This is a genomic window from Actinocorallia libanotica, from assembly GCF_039525175.1.
Taxonomy (GTDB): Bacteria; Actinomycetota; Actinomycetes; order Streptosporangiales; family Streptosporangiaceae; genus Actinocorallia; species Actinocorallia libanotica.
The window spans coordinates 94,409-120,262 of sequence record NZ_BAAAHH010000023.1 but is presented as its reverse complement, the minus strand read 5'-3'; the positions used below and the strand labels follow the sequence as shown (position 1 = coordinate 120,262).

The 25,854-nt window shown below is 72.1% G+C and carries 25 protein-coding genes; 9 read left to right on the top strand and 16 right to left on the bottom strand.

Annotated elements, in window-relative coordinates:
* Positions 1–16: 16 nt before the first annotated feature.
* The 14 genes from ABD140_RS25315 to ABD140_RS25250 all read right to left on the bottom strand — a co-directional run bounded on the left by ABD140_RS25315 (position 17) and on the right by ABD140_RS25250 (position 15,133).
* A complete protein-coding gene (locus ABD140_RS25315; RefSeq protein WP_344243472.1) occupies positions 17–976 on the bottom strand; it encodes an acetaldehyde dehydrogenase (acetylating) in 960 nt (319 codons plus the stop codon).
* The gene (locus ABD140_RS25310; protein ID WP_344243471.1) at positions 973–1,791 is read right to left on the bottom strand and encodes a 2-keto-4-pentenoate hydratase; all 819 of its coding nucleotides are present in this window, start codon (positions 1,789–1,791) and stop codon (positions 973–975) included. Before ABD140_RS25310 ends, ABD140_RS25315 begins: the two co-directional genes overlap by 4 nt.
* Positions 1,792–1,883: 92 nt before the next feature.
* Complete coding sequence (locus ABD140_RS25305) at positions 1,884–2,672, bottom strand: IclR family transcriptional regulator (protein WP_344243470.1); 789 nt, start codon at positions 2,670–2,672, stop codon at positions 1,884–1,886.
* A gap of 118 nt (positions 2,673–2,790) precedes the next feature.
* Positions 2,791–3,990, bottom strand: a complete 1,200-nt coding sequence (locus ABD140_RS25300; protein ID WP_344243469.1) for a cation:proton antiporter domain-containing protein — start codon at positions 3,988–3,990, stop codon at positions 2,791–2,793.
* 252 nt (positions 3,991–4,242) lie between these two features.
* Complete coding sequence (locus tag ABD140_RS25295) at positions 4,243–4,560, bottom strand: hypothetical protein (RefSeq protein WP_344243468.1); 318 nt, start codon at positions 4,558–4,560, stop codon at positions 4,243–4,245.
* Between the two features lie 87 nt (positions 4,561–4,647).
* Positions 4,648–5,544 carry an LLM class flavin-dependent oxidoreductase gene (locus ABD140_RS25290; RefSeq protein ID WP_344243467.1) on the bottom strand — a complete coding sequence of 299 codons (897 nt, stop codon included), beginning with the start codon at positions 5,542–5,544 and terminating at the stop codon, positions 4,648–4,650.
* On the bottom strand, positions 5,541–6,395 hold the full coding sequence (locus tag ABD140_RS25285) for a hypothetical protein (RefSeq protein WP_344243466.1): 855 nt from the start codon (positions 6,393–6,395) through the stop codon (positions 5,541–5,543). Before ABD140_RS25285 ends, ABD140_RS25290 begins: the two co-directional genes overlap by 4 nt.
* Positions 6,396–6,410: 15 nt before the next feature.
* Positions 6,411–8,093 (bottom strand): class I adenylate-forming enzyme family protein, encoded by a 1,683-nt coding sequence (locus tag ABD140_RS25280; protein WP_344243465.1) that lies wholly within the window; start codon positions 8,091–8,093, stop codon positions 6,411–6,413.
* Positions 8,090–8,839, bottom strand: a complete 750-nt coding sequence (locus ABD140_RS25275; RefSeq protein WP_344243464.1) for an enoyl-CoA hydratase/isomerase family protein — start codon at positions 8,837–8,839, stop codon at positions 8,090–8,092. The genes ABD140_RS25280 and ABD140_RS25275 overlap by 4 nt, the downstream gene beginning before the upstream one ends.
* Positions 8,836–10,041: an amidohydrolase family protein gene (locus tag ABD140_RS25270; RefSeq protein WP_344243463.1), complete on the bottom strand. Its 1,206-nt coding sequence runs from the start codon at positions 10,039–10,041 to the stop codon at positions 8,836–8,838. Before ABD140_RS25270 ends, ABD140_RS25275 begins: the two co-directional genes overlap by 4 nt.
* Before the next feature lie 42 nt (positions 10,042–10,083).
* Positions 10,084–11,241: an acyl-CoA dehydrogenase family protein gene (locus tag ABD140_RS25265; RefSeq protein WP_344243462.1), complete on the bottom strand. Its 1,158-nt coding sequence runs from the start codon at positions 11,239–11,241 to the stop codon at positions 10,084–10,086.
* Positions 11,238–12,251 carry an acyl-CoA dehydrogenase family protein gene (locus tag ABD140_RS25260; RefSeq protein ID WP_344243461.1) on the bottom strand — a complete coding sequence of 338 codons (1,014 nt, stop codon included), beginning with the start codon at positions 12,249–12,251 and terminating at the stop codon, positions 11,238–11,240. The genes ABD140_RS25265 and ABD140_RS25260 overlap by 4 nt, the downstream gene beginning before the upstream one ends.
* Positions 12,252–12,255: 4 nt before the next feature.
* Positions 12,256–13,809 (bottom strand): AMP-binding protein, encoded by a 1,554-nt coding sequence (locus ABD140_RS25255; protein WP_344243460.1) that lies wholly within the window; start codon positions 13,807–13,809, stop codon positions 12,256–12,258.
* A gap of 28 nt (positions 13,810–13,837) precedes the next feature.
* Positions 13,838–15,133: a cytochrome P450 gene (locus ABD140_RS25250; RefSeq protein ID WP_344243459.1), complete on the bottom strand. Its 1,296-nt coding sequence runs from the start codon at positions 15,131–15,133 to the stop codon at positions 13,838–13,840.
* Between the two features lie 311 nt (positions 15,134–15,444).
* Between ABD140_RS25250 and ABD140_RS25245 the strand changes: the two genes are divergently transcribed.
* The 3 genes from ABD140_RS25245 to ABD140_RS25235 all read left to right on the top strand — a co-directional run bounded on the left by ABD140_RS25245 (position 15,445) and on the right by ABD140_RS25235 (position 18,580).
* On the top strand, positions 15,445–16,158 hold the full coding sequence (locus tag ABD140_RS25245; RefSeq protein ID WP_344243458.1) for a TetR/AcrR family transcriptional regulator: 714 nt from the start codon (positions 15,445–15,447) through the stop codon (positions 16,156–16,158).
* A gap of 171 nt (positions 16,159–16,329) precedes the next feature.
* Entirely contained in the window at positions 16,330–17,724 is a 1,395-nt protein-coding gene (locus tag ABD140_RS25240; protein ID WP_344243457.1) for a cytochrome P450, read from the top strand.
* A gap of 25 nt (positions 17,725–17,749) precedes the next feature.
* Positions 17,750–18,580 carry an acyl-CoA thioesterase domain-containing protein gene (locus tag ABD140_RS25235; RefSeq protein WP_344243456.1) on the top strand — a complete coding sequence of 277 codons (831 nt, stop codon included), beginning with the start codon at positions 17,750–17,752 and terminating at the stop codon, positions 18,578–18,580.
* Positions 18,581–18,586: 6 nt separating this feature from the next.
* On the opposite strand, the gene ABD140_RS25230 is transcribed toward ABD140_RS25235, so the two are convergent.
* Together ABD140_RS25230 and ABD140_RS25225 are read right to left on the bottom strand one after the other, a co-directional pair.
* Positions 18,587–19,228, bottom strand: coding sequence for a TetR/AcrR family transcriptional regulator (locus ABD140_RS25230; RefSeq protein ID WP_344243455.1), 642 nt, complete (start codon positions 19,226–19,228; stop codon positions 18,587–18,589).
* A 105-nt stretch (positions 19,229–19,333) separates the two neighbouring features.
* Positions 19,334–19,978, bottom strand: a complete 645-nt coding sequence (locus ABD140_RS25225) for a TetR/AcrR family transcriptional regulator (protein WP_344243454.1) — start codon at positions 19,976–19,978, stop codon at positions 19,334–19,336.
* A 149-nt stretch (positions 19,979–20,127) separates the two neighbouring features.
* Here ABD140_RS25225 and ABD140_RS25220 point away from each other — a divergent pair, with 149 nt between their 5' ends.
* The 6 genes from ABD140_RS25220 (at position 20,128) to ABD140_RS25195 (ending at position 25,846) form a co-directional block, all read left to right on the top strand.
* Positions 20,128–20,973: an amidohydrolase family protein gene (locus ABD140_RS25220; protein WP_344243453.1), complete on the top strand. Its 846-nt coding sequence runs from the start codon at positions 20,128–20,130 to the stop codon at positions 20,971–20,973.
* Positions 20,970–21,119, top strand: a complete 150-nt coding sequence (locus tag ABD140_RS25215) for a hypothetical protein (protein WP_344243452.1) — start codon at positions 20,970–20,972, stop codon at positions 21,117–21,119. Before ABD140_RS25220 ends, ABD140_RS25215 begins: the two co-directional genes overlap by 4 nt.
* Before the next feature lie 3 nt (positions 21,120–21,122).
* Positions 21,123–21,962: an enoyl-CoA hydratase/isomerase family protein gene (locus ABD140_RS25210; protein WP_344243451.1), complete on the top strand. Its 840-nt coding sequence runs from the start codon at positions 21,123–21,125 to the stop codon at positions 21,960–21,962.
* 29 nt (positions 21,963–21,991) lie between these two features.
* The gene (locus ABD140_RS25205; protein WP_344243450.1) at positions 21,992–23,614 is read left to right on the top strand and encodes a class I adenylate-forming enzyme family protein; all 1,623 of its coding nucleotides are present in this window, start codon (positions 21,992–21,994) and stop codon (positions 23,612–23,614) included.
* A gap of 62 nt (positions 23,615–23,676) precedes the next feature.
* The gene (locus tag ABD140_RS25200; protein WP_344243449.1) at positions 23,677–24,489 is read left to right on the top strand and encodes an SDR family NAD(P)-dependent oxidoreductase; all 813 of its coding nucleotides are present in this window, start codon (positions 23,677–23,679) and stop codon (positions 24,487–24,489) included.
* Between the two features lie 181 nt (positions 24,490–24,670).
* Positions 24,671–25,846, top strand: a complete 1,176-nt coding sequence (locus tag ABD140_RS25195) for an acyl-CoA dehydrogenase family protein (RefSeq protein ID WP_344243448.1) — start codon at positions 24,671–24,673, stop codon at positions 25,844–25,846.
* Positions 25,847–25,854 lie beyond the last annotated feature (8 nt).

Genomic DNA, 25,854 nt, shown 5'->3' with positions numbered 1-25,854 from the left:
TCGTCGGCGGTGCCCATCACGCGGCCCCGGAGGAGCGCTCGGCGATGCTCTCGGCGACGCGGAGGGCGGCGGAGGTCATGATGTCGAGGTTCCCGGCGTAGGCGGGGAGGTAGTGGGCGGCGCCCTCGACCTCCAGGAACACCGATACCTTGGTAGTCACAGCGGTGACTGTCCCGCCGTCGGGCAGCAGGGTGTGCGTCGGCTCGTCCGCCGGGATCGGGGTGAACTGCACCTCCTGCTTGAGGCGGTAGCCCGGCACGTAGGCGCTGACCTCGCCGACCATCTTCTCGACGGACGCGCGGATCTCGCCCTCGTCGGCGTCGCCGATCAGGCAGAAGACGGTGTCCCGCATGATCATGGGCGGTTCCGCCGGGTTGAGGATGATGACGGCCTTGCCGCGGCCCGCGCCGCCGACGGCCTCGATCGCCTGCGAGGTGGTCTCGGTGAACTCGTCGATGTTCGCGCGGGTGCCCGGCCCGGCCGAGCGCGAGGAGATGGACGCGACGATCTCGGCGTAGGCGACGGGGGTGACGCGGGAGACGGCGTTCACGATCGGGATCGTCGCCTGCCCGCCGCAGGTCACCATGTTCACATTGTCGGCCTCGTCCTCGAGGTGCTGGTCGAGGTTGACCGGCGGGACGACGTACGGGCCGATCGCCGCGGGGGTGAGGTCGATGAGCTTCTTGCCGTACGGGGCGAGCTTGGCGGCGTTGGCGACGTGCGCCTTGGCCGAGGTCGCGTCGAAGACGATGCCGATCTCGTCGAAGCCGTCCATCGCGATGAGCCCGTCGACGCCCTCGTGGGTGGTGGGCACCTTCATCCGCCGGGCGCGCGCCAGGCCGTCGGAGTCGGGGTCGATGCCGACCATCGCCCCCATCTCCAGGGTCTTGGAGAGGCGGATCACCTTGATCATCAGGTCGGTTCCGATGTTGCCGGAACCGATCACCGCCACCTTCGTCTTCTTGGCGTCGTTCATCGGTCGTCCTCTCGGGAGAAGGTCGCGGTCACGGAGCCGAGCGAGGAGAGCTCCATCCGGATCACCGAGCCGGGGGGAGCGGGGATCATGGGGCCGAGCGCGCCGGAGAGCACCACCTGGCCCGCGCGCAGCGGAGCGCCGAAGGCGCGCGCGGTACGGGCCAGCCAGACCAGGGCCTCCAGCGGGTCGCCCAGGCAGGCCGCGCCGTCGCCCTCGGAGACGAGCTCGCCGTCGGAGTAGAGCTTCATGACGACGTCGACGGGCTCGAACTCGTCCAGCGTCAGCTTCTCGTCGCCCAGCACGTACAGGGCGCTGGAGCCGTTGTCGGCGACCGTGTCGGTGATCTTGATGTCCCAGTCGGCGATCCGGCTGTCGACGATCTCCAGCGCGGCCACCGCGTAGGACACCGCCGCGCGCACGTCGTCCACGCCGGAGATCTCGTGGTCGAGGTCGGCGCCGAGCACGAACGCGACCTCCGCCTCGGCCTTGGGCTGCAGCAGGCGCCCGCTGGGCACCTCGGCCAGGCCGGTGACGTCCATGTCGTCGAAGAGCACACCGAGGTCGGGCTGGTCGACGCCCAGCTGCCGCTGCACCGCGGGCGAGGTGAGCCCGATCTTCCGGCCGACGATCTTCGCGCCGGCGGCGAGCCGGTGCTCGGTCAGCCGCCGCTGGACGGCGTAGGCGAGCTCGATGTCGGTCTCGCCGAGCAGGTCGCGCACCGGGGCGCAGGGCTTGCGGGTGGATTCCGCGGCCTCCAGGCGTGCCGCGGCCACCGCCGTGATCGTGTCGCGGTCCAGGGGGTCGTTCGGTGTCATCACAGTCCTCGTGTCGGGTGGATGACACCACGATCGCCCAGCTCAGGGGGGTAAGGCCACCGGCACGTTCCACTGAGTGGAACCCTCTTGGCTCAGTCCCCCTGGACGAGCGCGGCCCGCCGGGCGAGCGTGCCGGCGATGCCCGCCGCGGCGGCCTTCACCACGGTCGCGTGGGTCTCGGGCTTGAAGCGCGTCACCGGCCCGGTGACGCTGACCGCGGCGATGGGCCGGTCCGCGGGGTCGAGGATCGGCGCCGCCACGCAGACGATGCCGACCGCGGACTCCTCCAGCTCGAAGGCGACACCGGTCTCGGCCACCCGTTCCAGCTGCCGCCGCAGCAGCCCCGGCGCGGTGACCGTCCGCGGCGTCCGGCGGGTCAGTCCCCCCGCCAGGACCCGCTCCAGCAGCTCCGGCGGGGAGGCCGCCAGCAGCGCCTTGCCGATCGCCGTGCAGTACAGGGGCATCCGTCCGCCGATCCGGGACGGCGACACGGCCTGCCGATGCCCGCCGATCTTGGCGACGTAGACGACCTCGGTCCCCTCGGCCACCCCGAGGTGGACCAGCTCGTGCGTCCGCTCGCGCAGATCCTCCATGAAGGGGATCGCGACCTCCAGCAGCCCCCGCTCCACCGAGGCCCGCATGCCCAGCTGGAAGACCTGCCCGCTCAGCCGGTACCCGCCCCCGGTCCGCTCCAGCAGCCGCACCCCGACCATGTCGCCCACGATCCGGTGCAGCGACCCCTTGGGAATCCCCGTCCGCCGCCCCAGCTCGGCGAGGCTCACCCCGTGATCGTCGGCGGTGAAGGAGTACAGCACGGCCGCGACCTTGCCGAGCACCGAGTTCGTCTCCACCCCGCCCGCGTCCACTTCGCCCGCGTCCACCCCGTCCCGCTCTCCGGCTCGAGCATACCAACCGGAGCCTCGCCCGCCTGCTCAACGGAGTGTGGGCCTCCGGCCGGGCGGGGCCGTGGTCGCGCCGGCCCCGGCCACCGGCGGACGGCTACACGGGTCCGAACGGCTGACGCGAACTTCTCGTGCCGTACCGGGTGGCGAGAGGTCCGGCGCTGAAGCCGTGCGCCAGCACGCTGAGGAGGACCGTGACGGTGATGACGGCGATGGCCTCGTCGGCTTGGGAGCCGAGCGTTTCGAGGGCCAGCAGGGCGAAGACGAGGGAGGCGAGGCCGCGGGGGCCGAACCAGCCGATGAAGAGCACGGAGGCGCGGTCGAGGCCGGAGCCGAGGGTGGAGAGGGCGACGGGGAGCATGCGCAGGAGGGTGAGGCTGAGGAGGCCGTACAGCAGGATGAGCAGGTCGGCCCGCCCGGCCAGGACCGGGATGGCGATGGCGCCGAAGGCCAGCCACACCAGCAGGGACACCAGGTCCTCGGTCTGCTTCAGGAAGGCCAGTTCGGCGGCGCCTCGTTCGCCGGACGTGGCGCCGAACGCGAGGCCTGCGCAGAAGGCGGCGATGAAGCCGTTGCCGTGGAGGGCGACCGAGCCCGTGTAGGCGACCAGCGCAAGGGCGAGGACGGCGACGCCGGTGAACTCCTCGGCGGCCCATCTCCGGCGGCGCGCCCGGTTCAGCAGGAATCCGCCCGCCAGGCCGATGACGACGCCGGTGACGGCGCCGACGCCCAGTTCGGCCAGCGCCTCGCCGGGGCCGGGCGCGCCCTCGGCGCCCTCCGCCGACGCGGCTCCCGCCAGGGCGAACATGACCACGGGCGTGGCGATCCCGTCGTTGAGCCCGCTCTCCACGGTGATCAGCCGCCGGATGCGCGGAGGCACGACCCGGTTGGTCACCACGGCCAGCCCCAGCGCGGCGTCGGTCGGTGCCAGGGCCGCGCCCACCAGCAGGGCGAGCCAGATTCCCAGCCCGGGGAAGAGCCAGAGGGCCAGGCCCCAGCCGGCCAGCACCGTCAGGGGCAGGCCGATGCCCAGCAGGCGAAGGTACAGCCCCGCGTCCGAGCGCAGCTCGCGGTACGGGACGCCCGCGGCGTCGGAGAACAGCACCCAGACCAGGGTGAACTCGACCAGCGGCCGGAGCACCTCGGGAGCCGAGGGGCCGGTGATCAGGCCTGTCGCGGCGAGCAGCCCTCCGGCCGCCGTGAAGACGATGGGGGCGGTGAGATCCGCCCTTTCCAGGCGGGCCGAGACCACACCCCACAGGAAGACCACGGCCATGATGATCATTACTGCGGTCATGCAGGGGACTCCCGGTCCGGTATCCGGCCGACCGATCAGGAGCCAGCCGCGCACGCGAAAAGGCTGCGCATCCCGGATACCGAGAGCGGTCTTTCCTCACCCTTCGCCTTCCCCGTGCCCGCGGCCTCCCCACCGCAACACCCGTCTCTCTTTCGCTCCAGGTCAAAACACCGCCGACCACCCGCCCGGCCGTGTCTCCGAAGGCGCGACCTCTCCACGGGCCGTGGGACGGGTTCTTCGGTGCGGTGGGCGTCAGTTGAGGGTGATGCCGCCGTGGACGTCGCGGGCCTGGATGACGTTCCTGGCCTGGCCGGTGAAGGAGTTGGTGGTGTCGCCCCCGGCCTGGCGCCACAGGTCCAGGCATTCCCGCTGGAACTCCGGGTCGCGGGCGAACTCCTCGTCGAGCGCCGTTGCGGCGGTCTCGGTGGATTCGAGTTCTTCTCGGCGGTCCGTGAAACGGTCGCGGATGCGGCCGGTGAGGGTGGCCAGGGCGGCGCCCGCCGTCTCACCCGCTCCGGTGGCGACGCCGGTGGCGACGGCCGCCGCGATCGCGAGCGTGATCGGATCCATCGGGAGGTCCTCCGGTGGCGAGGGGACTTCAGTTCATCATGCGGGGGAGATGCGGGAAAGCGACTCTTCTCTTTCGGCGGGCTTCGGTCACTTCGCCGGGGACGTGGTGACGGCGGTGATGACTTCTGCGAAGCGGTGGAGGGTCTCGGGCGGGGCGAAGTCGGTGAACCAGACGTAGAAGCGGTCGATGCCGTCGGCGTGCAGGCGGGTGAAGCGGGCGGTGAGCTCTTCCGCGGTGCCCAGGGCGAGGCCCGCGCCCATGAGGGTGCCGCGGAAGCGGCGTTCGACGGTGGCGGTGACCTTCGCGCGCTCGCGTTCGTCGGGGACCAGGGCGACCATCGTTTGGATGGAGATGCGGGCGTCGCCTGCCTGGTCGCGGAGCTTCGGCAGCTTGTCGAGGTGGTGGACGGGGACGTTCCACCAGTCGGCGTGGGCGCGGACGAGTCCGAGGGTGCGGCGGCCGACGCCGCCGATGGTGATGGGGATGCGCCGGGTGGGCAGGGGGCGCTGGCGGGCGCCGGTCAGGGTGAAGTGGGCGCCTTGGTGGTCGACGGTTTCGCCCGCCCACAGTGCTCGCATGATCTCCAGGGATTCGGCCAGGCGGGCGACACGGTCCGGGGCGGTGGACGGGCCGGTGCCGAACGTCGACAGCTCGTGTGGAGCGGAACCCCAGCCGATGCCCAGCTCGAAACGGCCGCCGGAGGCGTGGTCGAGCGAGGTGGCCTGGCGGGCGAGGACGGCGGGGTGGCGGAAGGCGTCGCACAGCACCAGGTGCCCGGCGTGCAGGGTGTTCGTGCGGGCCAGGACCCAGCCGGCGATCGTCATGGCCTCCCACATGTCGTGGTCCTCCGCCAGCGGCGGGGCGTGGTGGTCCATGAAGGCCATGCCTTCGAAACCGGCGTGTTCGGCGGCCAGCGCACGCTCGACGATCGCCTCTACGGGCATGCGCATCTGGGGGAGGTAGAGGTGGAAGCCGGGAGTCATGCGAGGTGCTCCAGGATCGCCGACGCCGAGGTGATCCTGCGGTCTCCGGCGCCTTCGTCGTGCAGGGTCAGCCGCACGCCGGTCCTTCCGGCGCCGCCGTGGAAGGCCTCTCCGTCGACGCGGAAGGGGCCGGTCTTGCCGCGGGCGAGGAACATGACGTGCCAGGTGCGCATCTGGAGCCGGTCGTCACCGGTGAGTTCGGCGGCGAGGGCGTTCGCGGCCGTTTCGAGCAGGACGTGCTGCGGGCCGATGTGCAAGGCGGCGTCGGGTGAGGCGAGCTCCGCGGAGAGCGGCGGCAGGACCCAGTGGCCGTCCTCGCGGAGGAAGGCGCCGAACGCCTGCCACAGGGGCGGGAGGTCGGGGGAGTCGGCGATCTCGAGGCGGTCCTCGTCCATCTTCCGCAGGCCCTCGGGCGGCGTGCCGATCCGGACGCCCTGGCCCTCGGTGAAGGCGATGACACGGGAGTGGTCGTCCGCGTCGACGATCTTCGAGCGGCTGTAACCCATGCGGGTGCCTGAGTGGAGGACCTCGGAATCCACCACCTCGATGCGCTTCACGTCGCGCGCGTCGTCGAGGATCTGGCAGCAGTGGACGACCGGATTGGGGACCGTCACGAGGTCGGACCCCACGTTGCCCTCCGGCGCGCTGATCGACAGCGGTGCGACCAGGAGGCCCCCGGCGGTGTTGCGCATGTCGCGGCGGAGCGTCACGGTGTCGTCGGCCGGGCCGGTGTTCATCGAGCCGTGGTTGCGGCCGATGTACCGGTAGCTCAGCAGCCCCGTCCAGCGCTTCCGCAGCTCGTCCGCGTAGGCCTGCGGATCGTCCTTCAACTCTCTGATGTCACGCGGCATCGGTCTCTCCTCAGCTCAGGGGTTCATGGACACGGACTCGGTGACCAGCGACGCGCGCAGGACCTTGCCCGCGGCGTTGCGGGGCAGCGGCCGCTCACGCAACTGCCAGGCGGACGGCACCTTGTACGGGGCGAGCGCGGTACGGCACCAGGCCGCGAGCTCCTGCTCCCCGGCCGAGGCCCCGCCGCGCAGCACCACGAACGCCTTGACCGCCTGCCCGGTGACGGGGTCGTCGATCCCGGCGACGGCGCACTCCACCACGTCGGGGTGGGCCTCCAGGCGGTACTCCACCTCGGACGGATGGACGTTCTCGGCCGAGACGAAGATCAGCTCTCGTGCCCGGGAGTCGACGTGGAGCAGGCCGTCCTCGATCCGTCCGACGTCGCCCATGGCCAGCCAACGCCCTGGCCCGAGCACCTCCGCCGTGGCCGCCGGGTCGTTCCAGTAGCCGAGCATGACGTACGGGCTGCGGACGTGGATGAATCCCTCCGCGCCGGACGGGAGGTCGCGGCCCTCGGCGTCGCGGACGGCGACCTGGACCCCGTCCTGGAGCGGCCCCGTCGACTCGGGGAACGCGGCGAAGTCCGCACCGCCGATGCTGGCGACGATGCTCCCCCCTTCGCTGCTGGTGTAACCCATCCGGAAGCCCGCCGCGGCGGTCGGGAACGCCTCGCAGAGCAGCCGCCTGACGGCCGGGCTCATCGGCGCGCCGCCGACCACCACGCCGGCCAGGCTGGAGAGGTCGTACGAGCCGCGCGCCGGGTGCGCGGCGACGCGGGGCGCGGCGCTGCCGACCGAGAGCCAGACGGTCACCCGCTCGGACTCGATCGCGCGCAGGGTGCGCTCCTCGTCGAACCGCCCGGGGCGCATGATGAGCAGCCCGCCCGAGACGGTGAACATCAGGACGGCCCCGTACAGCGCGGACAGATGGAAGAGGGGAGGGGAGACCAGGACCCGTGCCGGAGGAGGTGGCGCGGTGGGCGGCGCCCCGGCGCGCAGCAGCGTGTTGAACCGATTGCAGGCCACGAACCCGATGACGGCGCGGTGGCTGTGCGCGACGGCTTTCGGGCGTCCGGTCGTCCCACTGGTGAAGATCAGCAACGCCGCGTCGTCCTCGGCGGCCGGCGGTGTCTCCGACAGGTCGGCGGACGATCCGGTGATCCGCGCGTAGAGGCCGGGAGTGAACTCCACACGCGGCAGATCAGGGGCCACCCGCGCCACGACGTCGAGCCTGCGCGCATCGCCCAGCACGACGCGCGGCGCCGCGAGGGAGAGCGCCGCGTCGACCTCCGGTTCACTCCAGTAGCCGTTCATCGCCGCGACCACGCCCCCGGCCGCCAGCACGGCCCAGAAACCGATCACCCATTCCATGGAGTTGGCGGCGAGCAGCGCCACCCGGTCCCCTGGAGCCACCCCGTACTCGTCGCGGAGAAGCCGCGCGAGGGAGGCCACGGCCGACAGATGCTCGCGATAAGTCAGCCCGCGCTCGTCGTCGGCCAGGTATTCACGGTCCGGGTACGCCGCCGTGGCGTCGGTCAGCAACTGGAGGATCGACGTAGCGCGTTGCTCGAACACGGCCATCCGCTCGCCCAGAACGTCCTCCTCAACGACGCGGTACGCCCCGCCCGGCCCGATGAGAGACCGTCCGAACCCGCTACCGGAGGCGTTAGGAAAGGTCCGCCGCACCAGATCACTCATCCGATAGCCCCGTTCGCTCCACGCCGCGCCGCCACCGCACGCCGCTGCGCCACCGCTTCGTGCTCCAGCGCCTGCGTGAACGTGGAGTGCCAGGCGTCGTCGATGAGCTCGAGCGTGCCCGAGGCCGCGACGGGCGCGCACGCGGCCAGCCGCGTGCACCAGTCGTCGACCGTCGCATCCAGCTCACCGGCCGGTACGACGAGGTTGGCGAGGCCGAGCTCGCCGGCCTCGGGCCCGTGCACGATCCGGCCGAAGAGGGTGAGTTCCTTGGCCTTGTGCGGTCCGACGATGCGGGGCAGCAGCCAGCTCAGCCCGCCGTCCGGGGTGAGGCCGACCCGGGAGAACACCGCGCCGAAGCGTGCGCGTTCGGAGGCGACGACGAGGTCGCAGCCGAGCGCGAGGCTCAGCCCCACGCCGACGGCCACCCCGTCGACCTTCGCCAGCGTCGGTTTGGGCATCGTGTGCAGCCGGACGATGACCGAGGCGACCTCGCGCATCTTCGCGGAGACCTGCTCGGCCGACCCGGTGATGCCGCCGCCCAGGTCGGCGCCGGAGGAGAAGTTCCCCTCCGCGCCGGAGAGCACGAGGACGCGGGCCTCGGGGTCCTTTTCGAACCGTTCGAGCGCGTCGGCCAGCAGCTCCCAGGACCGGGCGTCGAGGGCGTTCTTGACCCGAGGCCGGTTGAAGACGATCCGCGCGGTGGTTCCCGGACGGTAGAGGACGGGCGGCTCATCGGGGTGCGTCACGCGCGCTCCCCGACCGTCATGCCGAGGCAGTCGGCCAGGTTGTCCCGCATGATCCGGCGGACCGCGTCGTCTCCCAGTCCCGCGAGCTCCTCGGCGTAGTCGGTCGGCTCGGCGAGTCCTTCGCCGTGCGGCCAGTCGGAACCGAACAGCACGCGCTCGACGCCGATCCACGCGATGAGCCCGGCGACGTCGTCCTCGAAGTACGGAGCCACCCGGACGTGCTCGCGCAGCGTGTCGCCCGGGTCGTGCGCGAAGTGCCGGGGCTGCTGGTTGGCCAGCTTCCGCAGCCGCTCGACCAGCAGCGGCACCCAGGCCGCGCCGTTCTCGATGCTCATGACCTTCAGGGCCGGGTGCCGGTCGAAGACGCCCCGGACGATCATCGAGCCGATCGTGTCGTGGATGGCGCGGTCGCTGACCACTAGCTTGGTCAGCGGGTCGAGGTGGAAGGGGTCGTAGTGGGCGGGGCCGCCCCACGCGCCGGACAGGAGCGTGTAGCCGCTGTCGGAGAGGTGGAAGGCGACCGGCACCCCGGCCTCGGCGAGCCGCGCCCAGACCGGGTCGTGCGCCGGGTGGCCGAGGTCGCGGGGCCGGCCGTCGGCGCCGGGCACGGGCGCCGGACGCACGCAGACGACACGGGCGCCGCGGTCGAGAACCCAGTCCAGCTCCGCCGGCGCGGCCTCGGGGTCGGCCAGCGAGAGCATCGGCGCGGCGTAGAGGCGGTCCTGGTAGGTGAAGCCCCAGTCCTCGTCCAGCCAGCGGTTGAACGCCGACAGCGTCGCCATCGTGGCGGGGACGTCGTGCCGCAGCGCCTCCTCCACCCCGCAGCCCAGGGTGGGGAAGAGCAGGGCGAGGGCGAGCCCCTGCTCCTCCAGCCGGGCGACGCGCGCGTCCCGGTCCCGGTACTCGGGGTGGAGGGGCTCGACGACCCGCAGGCTGTCGGGGGCCACGCCCTCGGGGATGCGGCCGCGGAAGTACGGGTCGAGCGCGCCGGGCACGAGCACCGGGTCGAAAGTGGGATTGGGGATGAACCGGCTGACCCTCTCGCCGATGAGGACCATCGGCCGGTCGTCGGCCCGGACGACCTGCACCCCGCGGCGGCGGAAGCGCTTGTCCAGGTGCCGGGTGAAGGAGTCCAGCGTCTCGTAGTAGTGGTTGTCGGCGTCGAACGGCCGGAATGGACGGCCGCCGAGGGTCATGGGCATGGACGTTCCTCCTCGTCGTCGGTCATGTCGCCTTCTCCGTGCTCACCCCGGGCGCGGCAGGCCCAGGCCGCGCTCGGCGATGATGCGCCGCTGCACCTCGCTGGACCCGCCCCAGATCGACAGGATGGCCGCGTGGCGGAACTCCTCGGCGAACGCCCCGCCGGCCACCGCCCGCGGATCGCCGGTCTCGCGCAGGCCCCGAGGGCCGAGGAGGTCCAGCATCACGGTCGAGAACCGCACCCGGGACTCGGCGTGGAAGAGCTTGTGCATCGACGCCTCGACCGTCGGCGTCCCGCCCGTCGCCTCGATCCAGCAGCTGCGCCGCCCCAGGAGCTTGGCCACCTCGACCTCGACGGCGAGCCGGGCCAGCCGCTCGCGCGCCACGGGGTCGCCGATCGGCGCCGGGCCCGCCGCGCCGGGCTCCCGCACCGCCCGGACGAGTTCCTCTAGGAGGCGGGAGTCGTCGCCGACCCCGCTGCGCTCGAAGGTCAGGGCGGTCATGAGGACGTCCCAGCCGCCGTCGACGGCGCCCACGCGGGCGCTGTCGGGCACCCGGACGCCGGTGTAGTGGACGGTGTTGGTGCGTTCGCCGCCGAGGGTGGCGATGGGGTGGATCTCGATGCCGGGTGTGTCCATGGGCACGAGGAACAGGGTGAGGCCGCGGTGCTTGGCGGCCTCGGGATTCGTACGGGTGAGGAGGAAGACGTAGTGGGCTTCTTCGGCCAGGGTGGTGAACACCTTCTGGCCGTCGATGACCCAGCCGTCGCCGTCCCGCTCCGCGCGGGTGCGTGCGGAGGCGATGTCCGAGCCGCCCTGGGATTCGGTGTAGCCGAGGCAGATGAGGATCTCGCCGTTGATCGCGCGCGGGATGACCTCGGCGCGCATCCGCTCCGACCCCGCGGCCAGGATCGTGCGCGCCACGAGCATCGTCATGCCCATGCCCTCGGTCGGCGCGTGCCGCCTCTTCAGCTCCTCGCGCATCGCCATGAGCTCCAGCGGGCTGCGGCCCTGGCCGCCGTACTCCTTCGGCCAGCCCGCGGCCAGCCAGCCGCGCCGGGCGAGCGCGCGGTGCAGCTCCCAGTCGTGCATCGAGCCGGTGCGCCGGACGCGCTCGCGCACCTCGGGCGTCAGATGCTCGTCGAGGTAGGCGGCGACCTCCGCCCGGAAGGCCTCGCTCTCGGCGTCCAGGGCGAAGTTCACGAGCCGGCCTCCCGTCCGGCCGCGCCGAAGAGCAGGTCGGCGAGGCGCTGGTACTCCCGCTGCACCGAACCCCAGACCAGCGGATAGGCCTGGGCGTGCCGGTAGTACAACTGGATGTCGTATTCGAGGGTGAAGCCGTAGCCGCCGTGGAAGTGCAGGCTGTCGCCCGCGACGGCGACGGCCTGTTCGGCCGCGAAGCAGAACGCCATGGCCGCCAGCCCGGCGGCGCGGGGGTCTCCCTCGTCGACGGCCCACGCGGCCTCCCGCACCAGCAGCCGCGCCCCGTCGACGGCCGTCGCGTGGTCGGCGAGCTTGTGCGCGACGGTCTGGAACGAGCCGACCGGACGGCCGAACACCCGGCGCTCCCGTACGTACTCGACGCCGATCTCCAGCGAGCGGGCCGCCACGCCGACCAGTTGGGCGGCCGTCAGCAGCTGCCAGTCGCGCCGCGCGTCCTCGAACGCCGCCCGCAGCGCTTCGGCCACCGTTTCGGCGGGGCCCGTCAGGTCGCGGTCGGCCAGAGGCAGATGGCCGACGTTGGGCACGGCGGCCATCGGCGGTCCAGCGGAGACCGCCGTGATCGTGTCCCCGTCGCAGGCCAGGACGATCTCCGCCACGGCACCGGCGGGCACGAGCTCCGCCCATCCCTCGGCAGGGGGGTGCAGGGCCAAAGTCGCGATCGCGCCGTCCGCGCACCGCGCCGCGAGCGCGTCCGCCACCGGACCGCCGCACCGTTCGAGCAGCCGCGCGGCCGCCAGGGTCTCCACGACCGGGGCGCAGGCCAGGTGGCGGCCCGCCTGCTCGGCGATCAGTACGAGCTGACCCGCCCCGGCGGCGTCGGGACCGGACGCGAGGTCCGGAACGCCGATCCGCCGGAGCGCCGCCCACAGCGCGGGGTCGAATCCGAGTCCCTCGGCCGCGCGGACGCGGTCGGTCGAGGACTCCTTGGCCAGCAGGGCCGCCAGGGCGGCGACCAGTTCCTCGTCCTCGGGCCGGAGCGCGAGATCCATGGTGTCACCCCTCCTGCGCGGCCTCCCGCACCAGCCGGTCGCGCAATTGGCGTTTGAACAGCTTGCCGGTCTCCGAGCGGGGGAGCTCGTCGGCGAACAGGACGCGGCGCGGGCACTTGTAGCGGGCCAGCCGGGCGGCGCACCAGTCCGTCAGCTCGGCGGCGAGCCCGGGTCCGGCCTCGGCCGGGTCGACGGGCCGCACGACCGCGACGGCGACCTCGCCGAGGTCGGCGTCGGGCAGTCCGAGGACCGCGGCGTCGTAGACCTTGGGGTGCTCGATGAGGGCGTTCTCCGCCTCCTGCGGGTAGATGTTCACCCCGCCGGAGATGATCATGAAGGAGGCGCGGTCGGTCAGGTAGAGGTAGCCCTCCTCGTCGAGCCGCCCGATGTCGCCCACGCTGCGCCAGCCCTGCGGACTGGTCGTCTCGGCGTCCTTCTGGGGGTCGTTGAGGTAGACGAAGTCCACGTTCTCCGCCCAGATCACCCCGGTCTCGCCGACGGGCAGCTCCTTGCCGCCGTCGTCGCAGATGTGCAGGGGCCCCAGGAGGGAGCGCCCGACCGAACCCGGGTGCGCGAGCCACTCGTCGGGGCCGATGAAGGTGAAGCCGGCGCCCTCGGAGGACGACCAGTACTCGTGGACGATCGGCCCCCACCACCGCATCATGGCGTGCTTCACCTCGACCGGGCAGGGCGCGGCGGCGTGCACGACGCCCCGCAGGGTGGAGACGTCGTAGCCGAGCCGCTCGTCCTCGGGGAGCTTGAGCATGCGGGTGAACATCGTGGGCACGAACTGCCCGTGCGTGACGCGGTGCTCCTCGATGAGCCGCAGCGCGTCGTGCGGGTCGAACCTGGACATCAGCACGACGGTCGCGCCGATCCGCAGTGCCGCCATGGTCCAGATGAGGGGGGCGGAGTGGTGGAGCGGCGCGGGACAGAGATAGACCGAGTCCTGGTCCACGCCGATCAGCCTGACGAGGAGGGTGAAGGAGTCCTCGGCCGGCCCGGTGGCGGTCCGAAGGGGGCGCCTGATGCCCTTCGGACGGCCGGTCGTGCCGGAGGAGTACTGCAGGAGGTCCCCTTCGTACTCCGTGTCGCTCGCGAAGTACGGCGCGGCCGCGATCGCCGCCTCGTAGTCGTCCCAGCCGGGGTGGGAGCCGCCGCGCAACAGCCGGTGCTCGACGCCGGGGACGCGGTCGGCCGTCAGCGCGGTGTGGACCGGGCGGCCCGCCGTGGCCAGCAGGGCCCGTGCTCCCGAGTCGTTGAGGATGTAGGAGGCCTCCTCGGTCCCGAGGCTCCTGTTCACGGTGGCGTAGTACAGGCCGGCCAGGCGGCACGCCCAGGCCATCTCCAGGTAGGCGGGGCTGTTGTCCGCGAGGATCGCCACGACGTCGCCGACCCGGAGGCCGCGCCGCCGCAGCTCACCCGCCAGCCGCGACGCGCGGTCGGCGAGCGCGCCGTAGGTCAGGGTCTCCCCGGAGTCGCAGACGACGGCGGGCCGGTCGGGGTGGGTCGCGGCGTGGGGCAGCGCCCGGACGGCGGCGCCGAGGTCTGCGGACATGTCTTCCCCTGTTCCGTGCGCGGTCGGGTCATGACGGGGAGACCGGCAGGTGGTCGATGCCGGCGATGAAGCTGGAGGTGATGCGCTCGGCCTCGCCGTCGAGGCGGAGGCGGGGATAGCGGGCGAGCAGCTCGCCGAGCATGACGGAGATCTCCAGCTTCGCCAGGCGCGTGCCGAGGCAGAAGTGGGGACCGGTGCCGAAGGCCAGATGCGGGTTGGGGTCGCGGGTCAGGTCGAGGCGGTGCGGGTCGGTGAACACCGCGGGGTCGCGATTGGCGGCGTTGTACCACATGACGACCTTGTCGCCCGCGCGGACGGGCTGCCCGCCGAGCTCGGTGTCGCGGGTCGCCGTACGCCGGAACTGCATGACGGGGGAGACGAGGCGGACCAGTTCGTCGATGCCCGTCATCGTCAGCCCTCCGTCGCGGGCGAGCTTTTCCCACAGGCCGTTCTCCTGGAGGAGGAGCACCGATCCCGACAGCGAGTTGCGGGTGGTCTCGTTGCCCGCGATGACGAGGAGGATCCAGAACATGCAGAAGTCGTCGTCGCTGAGCCGCTCGCCGTCGATCTCCGCGTTCGCGATGGCCGACATGATGTCGTCGGACGGGTGCGCGCGGCGCTCCGCCGCCACCTGCCTGCCGTATTCGACGGCCTCGGCGAACGACGCCACCGCCTCGGCGGGGTCGCCGGCGAGCTCGGCGTCCTCGAAGCCGATCATCGCGTCCGACCACTTCACGATGAGGTGGCGGTCGGCCTCGGGCATGCCGAGCAGGTCGGCGAGCACCCGGGTGGGCAGCTCCTTGGAGACGGCGGTGACGAGGTCGACCGACCCGGCCCCGGCGATGCCGTCGGCGATCTCGCGGGAGTGCCGCCCGACGGAGGCGCGCAGCGCGTCGACCGCGCGCGGCGAGAACGCGGGAGAGATGATCTTCCGGATCCGGGAGTGCTCCGGCGGGTCCATGTAGAGCAGCATCAGGCGCAGTCCGGCGAGGGTGAGCTCGTCGGCGTTGAACAGCTGGACGCCGCCCAGGCGGGAGGAGAAGACGTCCGGCCGCCGGGAGGCCTCGTGCACCAGCGCGTGGGAGGTGACCGCCCAGAAGCCCGGGGACGGCGGGGCGGGCAGCCCGCTGGAGGCCTCGCTCGCCCGGTGCGCGACCGGACGCTCGTCGTTCCAGGCCACCGGCGCGGCGGCGCGCAGGACGTCGAACGCGTCGTGCGGTGCGCCCGGCAGGTAGGTCGTGGGGTCGGAGAGGTCGGTGCCGCAGATGTCCGCGACGCGGGGAGCGCCTTCCGGAGCCGTCTGCGGTTGCCGTACATCGTCCATTCGGCACATCCGTTCTGCCGTCCGCCGCTGGGGCTTCCGGCGGTTCGCCCGTCCGCGCGACCGGCGCCGCCGCGGAGGCGGCGGGGCTCGCCGGAGGGGCGCGGCCAGGGCGGTGGCACCGGTCGCTGACAATACACATTTCATTTGGTGTCCTGTCAAGGACGGCGGCGGGAGGAGATGGGAGAGGAAGATTTTCGCCAACTGGTACCCGTGTTATCTTTAACCGGTACATGGACGTTTCATCAAGAGGGAACGCCCGGCTCCCGGCCGGAAGCCCGGAAGCCCGGAAGCCCGCAGGTCCTGGAGGCCGCATGGCACGGTCCGACGGTGAGGCCATCGAGATCCGGGACGCCCCCGACGCGTCGTGGCAGGACCGCGCCCTCGAACGCTCGCTCAAGGCCGCCCGCGCGAAGGCGGTGTCGCGGAGCCGCCGGTACATCGTGACCGCCGCGCAGATGCTGCAGGAGAGCGGCCGCACCGACTTCACGGTCCACGAGCTCGTCCAGCGCTCCCGCACCTCGCTGCGGTCCTTCTACCAGTACTTCGCCAACAAGGAAGAGCTCCTGCTCGCCCTGCTCGAGGAGACGATCGCCGACTCCGTGGCCCAGTGGCGCCGGGAGGCCGGGGACGAGGACGCGCTCGGCGGCCTGCGGGTGCTGGTGCACCGCATCCACGGCTCCACCGGCGACGATCCGTGGAACCGGCTGAACCGGGTGCTCGCGCTGTACCACGCGGGCCTCGCCCGGCAGCGGCCCGAGGCCTATCTCGGCGCGCTCTCCCCGCTGGTGGCGGTGGTCCGCGAGCAGGTCGAGCGGGGAGCGGAGCAGGGACTGCTCCGCTCGGACCTCCCGCCCCGGCAGCTGGCGGCGGTCTTCGTCGAGCTGGTCGTCGGCGCGGCGGTGCTCAACGCCCTGGGCGCGCCGCGGTTCGGCGGCGTCTCGGACCCGGACCGGATGTGGGAGTTCTGCCGGGCGGGCCTGGTCGGCACCGCCTCGGCGGATCCGGGTACCGCCCCCGGCCCTTGAGTGGTACTTCCATTATGCAAATAACGGTAATACGATTCTCGATCATCACCTGTGATGGAGGGAAGACATGTCGTCACGCGGCCTCCAGCCCCCGATCTTCGACGCGGACAACCACTTCTACGAGCCGCGCGGGGCGGAGAGGACCGCCGGACGACGCCGGAGGAGGACGCCGTGAGCGAGGAGCGGACGGACGCCGCCGACGCGGCGCGCAAGAGGCCCGCCATCAGCCTGGACCGGCTCTCTCCGCGCCACCGCGTGGAGTTCGAGCGGATCACGGACGAGCTGCACGCCGGGTGCCCGCTCGCCTGGAACGACATGCACGGCGGCCACTGGTTCGCCAGCGGGAACAAGGAGCTGTTCGACCTCGCGCGGCGCGCCGACGTGCTGTCGAACGACAACGACGTCGAGGGCGTCAGGCGGGGGTACACCGGAGTCACCATCCCGCCGCCGTCGCTGGAGGGGAGGGCCCGGCTGCAGGGCGGGTTCCTGGAGATGGACCCGCCGGAGCAGCGGTACTACCGGCAGGCGCTGAACCCCTACCTGTCGCCGGCGGCGGTCGCCCGGTGGAAGCCGGTCGTCGAGGAGCTGACCCGCGCCTGCCTGGACGAGGTCATCGAGTCGGGCCGCGTCGACTTCGTGGACGACCTGGCCAACATCGTGCCCGCCGTGCTCACCATGGCGATGCTCGGCATGCCGTTGAAGGACTGGGAGATCTACTGCGAGCCCGTCCACGCCGCGGTCTACACCCCGATGGACTCCCCGGAGTACGTCCGGGTGCGCGACCTCCAGTTCCAGATGGGCGCGCACATGATGCGGGCCATCCAGGACGCCCGGACCAGCCCCCGCCCCGGGCTGGTCGACGAACTGGTCAACCTCGAGATCAACGGCGCGCGGCCCGGCGACCTGGAGCTCTTCGGCGTCGTCATGCTGATCATCGGCGGCGGTTTCGACACGACCACCGCGCTGACCGCGCACTCCCTGGAGTGGCTGTCGCAGCACCCGGACGAGCGGGAGCGGCTGAGCGGGGAGCGGGAGACGCTGCTGGACAGCGCCACGGAGGAGTTCCTGCGGTTCTTCACCCCGGCGCAGGGCGACGGCCGCACGATCTCCCGGGACTGCGTGATCAACGGCACGGAGTTCAAGGAGGGCGACCGGCTCTGGCTGTCGTGGGCGATGGCCAACCGCGACGCCGAGGTCTTCGAGGACCCCCACACCGTACGGCTCGACCGCCAGGGCAACCGGCACAACAGCTTCGGCCTGGGCATCCACCGGTGCATCGGCTCGAACGTGGCACGCGTGCTCTTCAAGATCATGATCGCCGCGGTGCTGGACCGGATGCCGGACTTCACGTGCACCCCCGGCGGCGCGGTGCACTACGACACGATCGGCGTCATCAACGGCATGAAGAAGCTGCCCGCGACGTTCACCCCCGGCGAGCGCCTGGGCCCCGGCCTGGCCGAGACGATCGAGCGGATGCAGCGCGTCTGCGACGAGCAGCGCCTCGCCGAGCCGATCACCGTCCGGCGCGCGCAGGCGCGGCTCGACGTCGGGGAGTCCGCCCGATGAGCAGAGGAAGGCGAGGGAGACGCCCGTGAACGGTCCCGCCGACGAAGAGGGCGTCCCGGACGGCGCTGCGCTGTTCGAACGGGACGGCTCACGCGTCGTTCCGACGAACAGGGCCCGCGGCCCCTGGCGTCCGGACGCCCTGCACGGGGCCGCCGTGGCGGGCCTGCTGGCCTGCGGGATCGACGTGCCGGGGCGGACTCCGGCGCGTGTCGTCTTCGATCTGCTGGCGCCGGTGCGCACCGTCCCGATGACCCTCTCGGTGTCCGAGGCCGAGGGCGGCAAGCGGGTGGTACGCCAGACGGTGACCCTGCTGGAGGGGGACGTCCCGGTGGCGCGTGCGCAGTGCCTGGCGGTGCGCAGGGCCGAGCTGGAGCTGCCCGAGGGGGTGACGGAGCATCCGGATCCGTTCGCGGGGGAGCCGGTGCCGGACCTGAGCGCACCCGCGCCGTCCGCGCGCAGGGCCGTCGGCTGGGAGTGCTTCGACAACAGCTCGGTCTCGCTGCGTCCGCTGCGGTCACCGAAGCCGGACGGCGCCGGTCTCGGCCTGTGGGTCGACCTGCTGGTCCCGGTCATCGCCGGTGAGCCGACGCCCGGGATCGCGCGGGCGGCCGTGGCGGCGGACTACGCGTCCGTCGCGACGAACGCGCTGCTGCCCTTCGGCCGGTGGAGTTTCATGAACGCCGAGCTGAGCCTGCACCTCTCCCGAGATCCGGTCGGCTCCTGGGTGGGCCTGGTCGGCACGGGGGTCCTCCAGCCCCACGGGTGCGGCCTGAGCGTCGCCGCCCTCTACGACTCCGGAGGCAGGCTCGGGCAGTCGGCGCAGGCCCTGGTCCTGGAGGAGCGGCAGCGCGGATAGGTCCGCTCAGCCTTCTGAAGGGCGGCCCCGCTCCCAGGACGAATCGGCTATTCCCATCTGGAGCGCGAAGTCGGACAGCCGGTGCATCATCGCGCGGAACCGCCGGCGCCCCTCGGCGGTGTCCGGACCCATCGGAACGCCGTTCTCGGTGATGACGCCGCCGAAGAGGAACCCGTAGACGCTCCAGGCGAAGAGGTTCACGATCAGCCGGTAGTCCGGGTGGCCGGCGATCTCCGGGCCGACCATCTCCTCCATCCACCGGAAGACCGAGGACCGGTGCACGTCGACCTCGGCCAGGTCGGCGGCGTCCTCCAGGTACCGGTGCTGCCAGATCGCCATCGAGAGGGGGTGGCTCAGGTACAGGTCCAGCGCGTCGTCGAGGTGCCTGCGGAGTCCTTCGGGGCCGGAGGCGTAGTCCGCCATGCCCTTCTCGTACAGGGACCGCTGCTCCTGCTGGAAGTCCTCGACTATCCGCTTGTAGAGGGTGCTCTTGCCCCCTCGGTCCTGGACCTCCTGAAGATCCACGCCCGCGGCGTCCGCGATCATCCGCGCGGAGGTGTTGTCGTAGCCGATGCCCGCGAACAGGCGCAGCGCCGCCGCGGTGATCGGATCGTCGTCGAACGCGCCTTCTTCCGTCGTTTCCCTCATGCGCTGGCTCCTCTGCCCCTTCACCCTAGGGCCGGCACCGTTAAGCCCTTTTCGCGAAAGAGGAAATCGTTGGCCACGGGCGGGGCAAGGGCACAGCCGCCCGTCTCAGGTCAGACCGCTGATGGCGTACCGCCGGACGAACAGGCCGACCGCGAGCGGATCGCCGGCCTCGTGCGAGATCGAGGCCTGGAAGATGGTGAAGGACAGCAGGATCCGCGCGAGCCATTCGCCCGCGTCGTCCAGGTCGAGGTCCGCGCGGACCTCGCCGCGCTCGCGGGCCGCGGCTATGTAGGGCCGGAGGAACCGGGCGGTGCGGCGGAGCGCCTGCACGCTCTGCGTGGCCAGCAGGCGGACCAGGGCGATCCTGTTGCCGGACGGCTCCTCGCTCTCCGGGTGGATCGACTGGATGATCCGCTTGGAGAACTCCCCGAGCTGTTCGGAGAGGAGGAGGAGGCCGTCCATCGCCGCGGCGACGTCGGTGAAGAACCGGTCCGCCGCACGCTGCGACAGCGCGTCCAGGAGCACTTCGCGGGACTCGAAGTAGCGGTACAGGGTCCCCCGCGCGACCTTCGCGCCGCGCGCGACCTCGGCCATGCTGACCCGGCCGATGCCGATCTGGCGCACCAGCCGGTCCGCGGCGTCGAGGATGCGCTCCTCGGCCGCCCGGTCGAGGGCTCCCGGGGCGGCGTCCTTCACGCCCGGCCGCACCGGGTCGGTCGACGGCCAGAGCCCGTCGAGTCCGTGGGTCATCTCGCGCTCTCCCTGATCATCGTCGTGCGGATCCCAGTATGGTCGCTCGACCGACGCTAGACAATTGAACACTTTCCGACTTAATGTCTCATCACGTCGACGGCGGCGCTCCGACCCGGCGCCGCGGAACGCCGCGAGAGGGGACTGCCATGACGACGGTGTCCAGGGCCATCGACTGCCTGGTGAACGTGAGCCTGACCGGTGGCCAGGACCCGCCCGAGTGGCTCGTCCGGGTCAAGGAGGACTACTTCAAGGGCGGAAGGGCGTTCCTGGAGGACCTCGACTTCGACGAGCTGGTCGACGAGATGGACCGGCTCGGCGTGCGCCGCGCCATCCTCATGAGCAGCATCCGCAAGGGCTCCCTGGCCAGGGCCAGGGAGTTCGCCGAGAAGGCGCCTGAGCGCTTCTCGCTCGGGGTCGGCGGCCTCGACCTGCTGCGGCCGATGCCGACCCTCCGCGCCCTGGCCGAGGTGGCGGCGAACGCGCCGGTCTCCTACGTCTCGGTCGGTCCGAGCTTCTGGGGCGACGGCAACTACCCGCCCGGCGACGCGGTCTACTATCCGCTCTACACCAAGGCGTGCGAGCTGGACCTGCCGGTCTGCGTGAACACGGGGCTGCCCGGGCCGCCGCTGCCGGGCGAGGCGCAGCACCCGATCCACCTGGACCGGGTGTGCCTGCGCTTCCCCGAGCTGAAGCTGTGCATGATCCACGGTGCCGACCCCTGGTGGGACACCGCCGTCCGCCTGATGATCAAGTACCGGAACCTGCACCTGATGACCTCGGCCTGGTCGCCGAGGCACCTGCCGGACTCCCTGCTGCACTACATGCGGACGCGCGGCCGGAAAAAGATCATCTTCGCCTCGGACGCCCCCGTCCTCCCGCTCACCCGGGCCGTGACCGAGGCGGCGCGGCTGGACCTCGAACCCGAGGTCCTCGACGACTACCTGTACGCCAACGCGGAGCGGTTCTTCTTCAACGGAGGCGAGGAGCGGTGACGGCCGCCTCTTCCGAGCGCGTGGGGGTCCGGCGGGAGCACGCCCTGCCGTTCGTCGCGGACGACCACCACTACGAGCCGGTCGGCGCCTTCACCCGCCGCGTCGGCCTTCTTGATTCCGAAAAGCAAAAATGGATATTTTATTAAATAATGCGCAGTCCGGAGAGGGCCGGGATGACCTACGAGACCATCGTCTTCGAACGCCGGGGCAGGACCGCCTGCATCACCCTGAACCGGCCGGAGCGGCTGAACGCCGTCGACCACCAGATGATCGCGGAGCTGGAGCACGCGTACCGCACCGTCGAGAACGATCCCGACATCTGGACGTACATCATGACGGGCGCCGGCGACCGGGCGCTGTGCTCGGGCGCGGACGTCGGTGTCATCCCCGACTCGGCGCTGCCCGGCCAGGACACCCGGGGGGAGTCACCGCTGGCCTCCTACTGGCAGTGGGACGCGCCCCAGGAGGCCACCCCGCCGTACCTGCGGATGACCAAGCCGATGATCTGCGCGGTCAACGGGCTGGCGGCGGGCGCGGGCCTGGACCTCGTCACCACCGCGGACCTCGTCATCGCCGCGGATTCGGCGACGTTCTTCGACCCGCATGTGAGCATCGGTGTCGCGTCCGGCCGCGAGGCGGTCCGCCTGGCCAGGGTCCTGCCGCTCAACATCGCCATGCGGGTCGCGCTCATGGGCAGGCAGGAGCGGCTGGGCGCGCAGCGCGCGTACGAGTTGGGCCTGGTCAGCGAGCTGGTGCCGCGGGAGGCGCTGCTGGAACGGGCGTGGGAGCTCGCCGAGATGCTCAACAAGAACGCTCCGCTCGCGGTCAGGGGCACACGGCTGGCCGTGCGCAAGGGGCTGGGGCTGCCGGTGTACGAGGCGGAACTCCTCGCGGAGGGCCATCGGCTCCGGGTGGCGGCCACCGAGGACGCGCGGGAAGGGCCGCAGGCCTTCCTCGACAAGCGCGACCCCCACTGGAAGGCGCGGTAGGCGGACCGGACACCCGGGCGAGGAGAGTGATGATGGACATCGCGGAAGCGGACGAGGCCGGGGCGATCCCGACGATGCCCCGGTTGATCCGGCGGCAGGCGGCCTCGTTCGCGTCGAAGAGGTTCCTGGTGTGCGACTCCGACGTTCTGCGCTACGACGAGGCCGAGCGGCGTTCGGCGCTGCTCGCCCGCGGCCTGCTGGCGGCCGGCGTCGGCAAGGGCATGCATGTGGGCCTCCTGTACCCCAACGGCTCGGAGTTCGCCGTCGCGGCGCTGGCCGTCACCCGCATCGGCGCCGTCGCCGTTCCGATCAGCACCATGTCCACGGCCCATGAGCTGCGCGCGCTGCTCCGGCAGGCAGACGTGCGCTTCCTGCTCGCCGCGGACTCCTACCGGTCGCGTGACTTCGTCGAGACGGTCAGGGAGGCGGTTCCCGGGTTCGCGGCGGAGGCGGATCCTCCCGTGCTGTCGTCCACCGTGCCGACGCTGCGGCACGTGTGGTTCTCGGGAGCGGAAAGCGGCGCGGTCCCGGCGCGGTGGCGGGCCGAGTCCCTGTACACGGCGGCGGAGCGGGTCGGCGCGGACCTGCTGCGCGCGACGGAGGACCTGGTCAGACCGGCGGACCCGTTCGTCATCGTGCACACGTCCGGATCGGCCGGCGACCCCAAGGGCGTCGTCCACACGCACGGAAGCCTGCTGCGCCACGCGGCGGACCTGAACAGGGTGCGGGGATACGGCGCCGACGACATCCTGTTCTCCAACAGCCCCTTCTTCTGGATCGGCGGGTTCGCCGCGGCCTTCCTCATCACCCTGGCCGCAGGGGCCCGTCTGGTCTGCTCCGGCGCCCGCGACGCGGGGGAGGTCCTCGATCTGATCGAACGCGAGCGGCCGACCCTCTGCAACGGATTCGCGCAGACGGTGGCGCATCTCGCCGAGCACCCGAGCTTCCCCGGCCGCGACCTGTCGTCCCTCCGGCGCGGCAACCTCTACCCGGTCATGCCGGACGGAGCGAGGCCCGCGGACCCGGAGCTGCGCCACAACATGCTGGGCATGACCGAGACCGGCGGCATCTGCCTGCTCAGCGAGGACGAGGGCGACCAGCCGGAACACCGCCGCGGTTCGTTCGGCAGGCCCGCGCCGGGGCTCGAAGCGCGCGTGCGCACGGCCGACGGAGCGGAGTGCGGTCCCGGCGAGGTGGGCGAACTGCACTTCCGCGGCCCGTCCCTGATGGCGGGCTACCACGGCCGCGAACGCAGGGAGACCTTCGACCCCGACGGCTGGTACGCGACCGGTGACCTGGTGAGCCGCGACGCCGACGGCTTCCTCTACTTCAAGGGCCGCCGCAGCGAAATGATCAAGACGTCCGGCGCGAACGTCTCACCGCGCGAGGTGGAGCGGGCGATCCACGACGTGACCGGGCTGCGGTCGCACGTCGTGGGGGTCGAGGACGCCGGCCGCGGCCAGATCGTCGCGGCCGCCGTCATCGCCGCCGACCCGGAGGCGGTGGACGAGGCGGGGCTCCGGGCGGGCCTGGCCGAGCGGCTCTCGCCCTACAAGATCCCGCGGCGGGTGCGCACGATGACGGCCGAGCAGCTGCCGATGACGACGAGCGGCAAACCCGACCTCCGCAGCCTCCGGAAGCTGCTGGAGTGACGGCCGCCCGGACGCGGTGGAGCACCACAGGAGAGCACGCCCCCGGCAGGGAAGGACAGGCGATGGACCTGGGATTCGACGGCGCCGCCGTCGTCGTCAACGGCGGATCGAAGGGGATGGGCAGGGCCGCCGCGGAGGCGATGGCCGCCGAAGGGGCCCGCGTCGCCCTGCTGGCGCGCGGCGCGGAAGCGCTGGCCGACACCGCGGAGGCGTTGCGGGCCCTCGGCTCGCCCGACGTGGTGGAGATCCCCACCGACCTCACCGACCGAGGCCGGGTCGACGCGGCCTTCGCGGCGCTCGGGGAACGCTGGGGCGAGCTCAACGTCCTGGTGAACGCCGCGGGCCCGGTCGACGTCGGCGTCGGCCGCCGGTTCGACGAACTCGACGACACCGAGTGGCTCTCGACCTTCGACATCGGGACGCTCAGCGCCGCCCGGTGCGCCAGGGCCGCCCTGCCCCTGCTGCGCAAGGCGCGGTGGGCGCGGATCGTGAACGTCTCCGCCCACTCGGTGCGGCGGCAGACCCAGGGACTGGTCGCCTACACCGCCGCCAAGGCCGCCCTCACCAGCTTCAGCAAGAACCTGTCCCTCACCCTGGCTTCCGACGGGATCCTGGTCAACACCGTCTCCCCGGGCTCGTTCCTGTCGCAGGGCCTGAAGAACTACATCCTGCGCCTCCCGTCGGAGCGGCAGGTCGACTTCGACGACCTCCACGCGGTGATGGGGATCATCGCCGAGGACTTCGGCCACCCGGCGCAGCTCGGCCGCGTCGCGCTGCCCTCCGAGATCGGTCCGGTCATCGCCTTCGTCGCCTCCCGCGCCAACACCTACATGACAGGCGCGGACATCAACGTCGACGGCGGCTCCGACTTCTGAGAAGGGGAGCGGGAAGCGCCCGGGACCGGTGAGCACCCGCTCACCGGAGGGAGAGAGGGGTTGTGAGATGAGCGGCTCGGACACGGCGCGGGTGGGGTTCATCGCGGCGGGTTTCCCGACGGCCCTGTGGGCGCGGCGGAACGCCACGCTGTAGACGCTTAGATATATATCATTGACATAAATGGCGCGTGGTGGTCTGCTGTGGCCCTGCGACGCGGAACGGAGTCCGATGGAGATCGAGCTCTCACCGGATCAGAGGCTCTTCCGAGCGACGACCAGAGCATTCATGGACAAGGAGTTCCCCCTGGCGCGGGTCCGCGAGACGGCGGCCACGGGCGGACGGGGCTTCCGCGGCTGGTGGGCGCGTGCGGCGGAGCTGGGCTGGACGGCGCTGCTGGCGCCCGAGGAGCTCGGCGGCGGCAGCGTGTCCGGCGAAGGGGTGCGGGACCTGGCGCTGCTCGCCGAGACGCTCGGGGAGAGCGTCGCCCCGGGAGCGCTGCTGGCGACCAACATCGTGCTGGCCGGGCTGGTGGCGGCGCAGGCGGACGGCGGTGACCACGCCGCGGTGATCAGGGAGCTGGTCGGCGGCGCGAGCATCGCGACCTGGGCGGTCTACGAGCCGGGGCGGCCGTGGGAGCCGCTGGAGCCCGGCCTGGCCGCGACGCCCGTCGCGGACGGCCACCGGCTCAACGGGGTGAAGGACCGGGTGGAGCTCGCCGGCGAGGCCGACCTCTTCCTGGTCACCGCCGACACCGGGGAGGGCGTCGCCCAGTTCCTCGTCCCGGCCGACGCGGGCGGGATCACGGTGCGGCCGCAGTGGAGCCTGGACCTGGCCCGCCCGTTCGGCGAGGTGCGCTTCGACGACGTCCTGGTCCGCCCGCGTGCCCTGGTGGGCGCGGTCGGCTCGGGCGCGGTCGTCGCACGGCAGGCGCGGATCGCCGGAGTGCTGCAGTGCGCCGAGATCTGCGGCGGCCTGGACCGCGTGTTCGAGATGACCACCCGCTGGGCGGCCGACCGCCACTCCTTCGGCCGTCCGCTGGACTCCTACCAGGCGCTCAAGCACCGGTTCGCCGACATGCGCACCTGGCTGGAGGCCTGCCACGCCACCACCCAGGCCGCCGCGGCGGCGGTGCAGGAGCACTCTCCCGACGCCGACCTCGCCGTCAGCGTGGCGAAGTCCTTCGTCGGCGACCGCTCGTTGCGCATCCTCCAGGACTGCGTGCAGCTGCACGGCGGCATCGGGGTGACCTGGGAGCACGACCTGCACCTGTACCTGCGCCGGGCGACGGTGGACCGCGCCCTGTACGGCACACCCGAGGACCACCGGCGGCGGCTGGCCGACCTCACCCTTTCCTGACGTTCTGG

Bases quoted from the DNA above. Each gene is read 5' to 3' on its own strand.
- ABD140_RS25220 (WP_344243453.1), top strand. From the start codon at position 20,128: ATGACGACGGTGTCCAGGGCCATCGACTGCCTGGTGAACGTGAGCCTG.
- ABD140_RS25310 (WP_344243471.1), bottom strand. From the start codon at position 1,791: ATGACACCGAACGACCCCCTGGACCGCGACACGATCACGGCGGTGGCC.
- ABD140_RS25280 (WP_344243465.1), bottom strand. From the start codon at position 8,093: ATGAGTGATCTGGTGCGGCGGACCTTTCCTAACGCCTCCGGTAGCGGG.
- ABD140_RS25285 (WP_344243466.1), bottom strand. From the start codon at position 6,395: ATGCCGCGTGACATCAGAGAGTTGAAGGACGATCCGCAGGCCTACGCG.
- ABD140_RS25255 (WP_344243460.1), bottom strand. From the start codon at position 13,809: ATGTCCGCAGACCTCGGCGCCGCCGTCCGGGCGCTGCCCCACGCCGCG.
- ABD140_RS25290 (WP_344243467.1), bottom strand. From the start codon at position 5,544: ATGACTCCCGGCTTCCACCTCTACCTCCCCCAGATGCGCATGCCCGTA.
- ABD140_RS25210 (WP_344243451.1), top strand. From the start codon at position 21,123: ATGCGCAGTCCGGAGAGGGCCGGGATGACCTACGAGACCATCGTCTTC.
- ABD140_RS25205 (WP_344243450.1), top strand. From the start codon at position 21,992: ATGATGGACATCGCGGAAGCGGACGAGGCCGGGGCGATCCCGACGATG.
- ABD140_RS25295 (WP_344243468.1), bottom strand. From the start codon at position 4,560: ATGGATCCGATCACGCTCGCGATCGCGGCGGCCGTCGCCACCGGCGTC.
- ABD140_RS25300 (WP_344243469.1), bottom strand. From the start codon at position 3,990: ATGACCGCAGTAATGATCATCATGGCCGTGGTCTTCCTGTGGGGTGTG.
- ABD140_RS25225 (WP_344243454.1), bottom strand. From the start codon at position 19,978: ATGACCCACGGACTCGACGGGCTCTGGCCGTCGACCGACCCGGTGCGG.
- ABD140_RS25270 (WP_344243463.1), bottom strand. From the start codon at position 10,041: ATGCCCATGACCCTCGGCGGCCGTCCATTCCGGCCGTTCGACGCCGAC.
- ABD140_RS25230 (WP_344243455.1), bottom strand. From the start codon at position 19,228: ATGAGGGAAACGACGGAAGAAGGCGCGTTCGACGACGATCCGATCACC.
- ABD140_RS25245 (WP_344243458.1), top strand. From the start codon at position 15,445: ATGGCACGGTCCGACGGTGAGGCCATCGAGATCCGGGACGCCCCCGAC.
- ABD140_RS25315 (WP_344243472.1), bottom strand. From the start codon at position 976: ATGAACGACGCCAAGAAGACGAAGGTGGCGGTGATCGGTTCCGGCAAC.
- ABD140_RS25250 (WP_344243459.1), bottom strand. From the start codon at position 15,133: ATGGACGATGTACGGCAACCGCAGACGGCTCCGGAAGGCGCTCCCCGC.
- ABD140_RS25200 (WP_344243449.1), top strand. From the start codon at position 23,677: ATGGACCTGGGATTCGACGGCGCCGCCGTCGTCGTCAACGGCGGATCG.
- ABD140_RS25260 (WP_344243461.1), bottom strand. From the start codon at position 12,251: ATGGATCTCGCGCTCCGGCCCGAGGACGAGGAACTGGTCGCCGCCCTG.
- ABD140_RS25195 (WP_344243448.1), top strand. From the start codon at position 24,671: ATGGCGCGTGGTGGTCTGCTGTGGCCCTGCGACGCGGAACGGAGTCCG.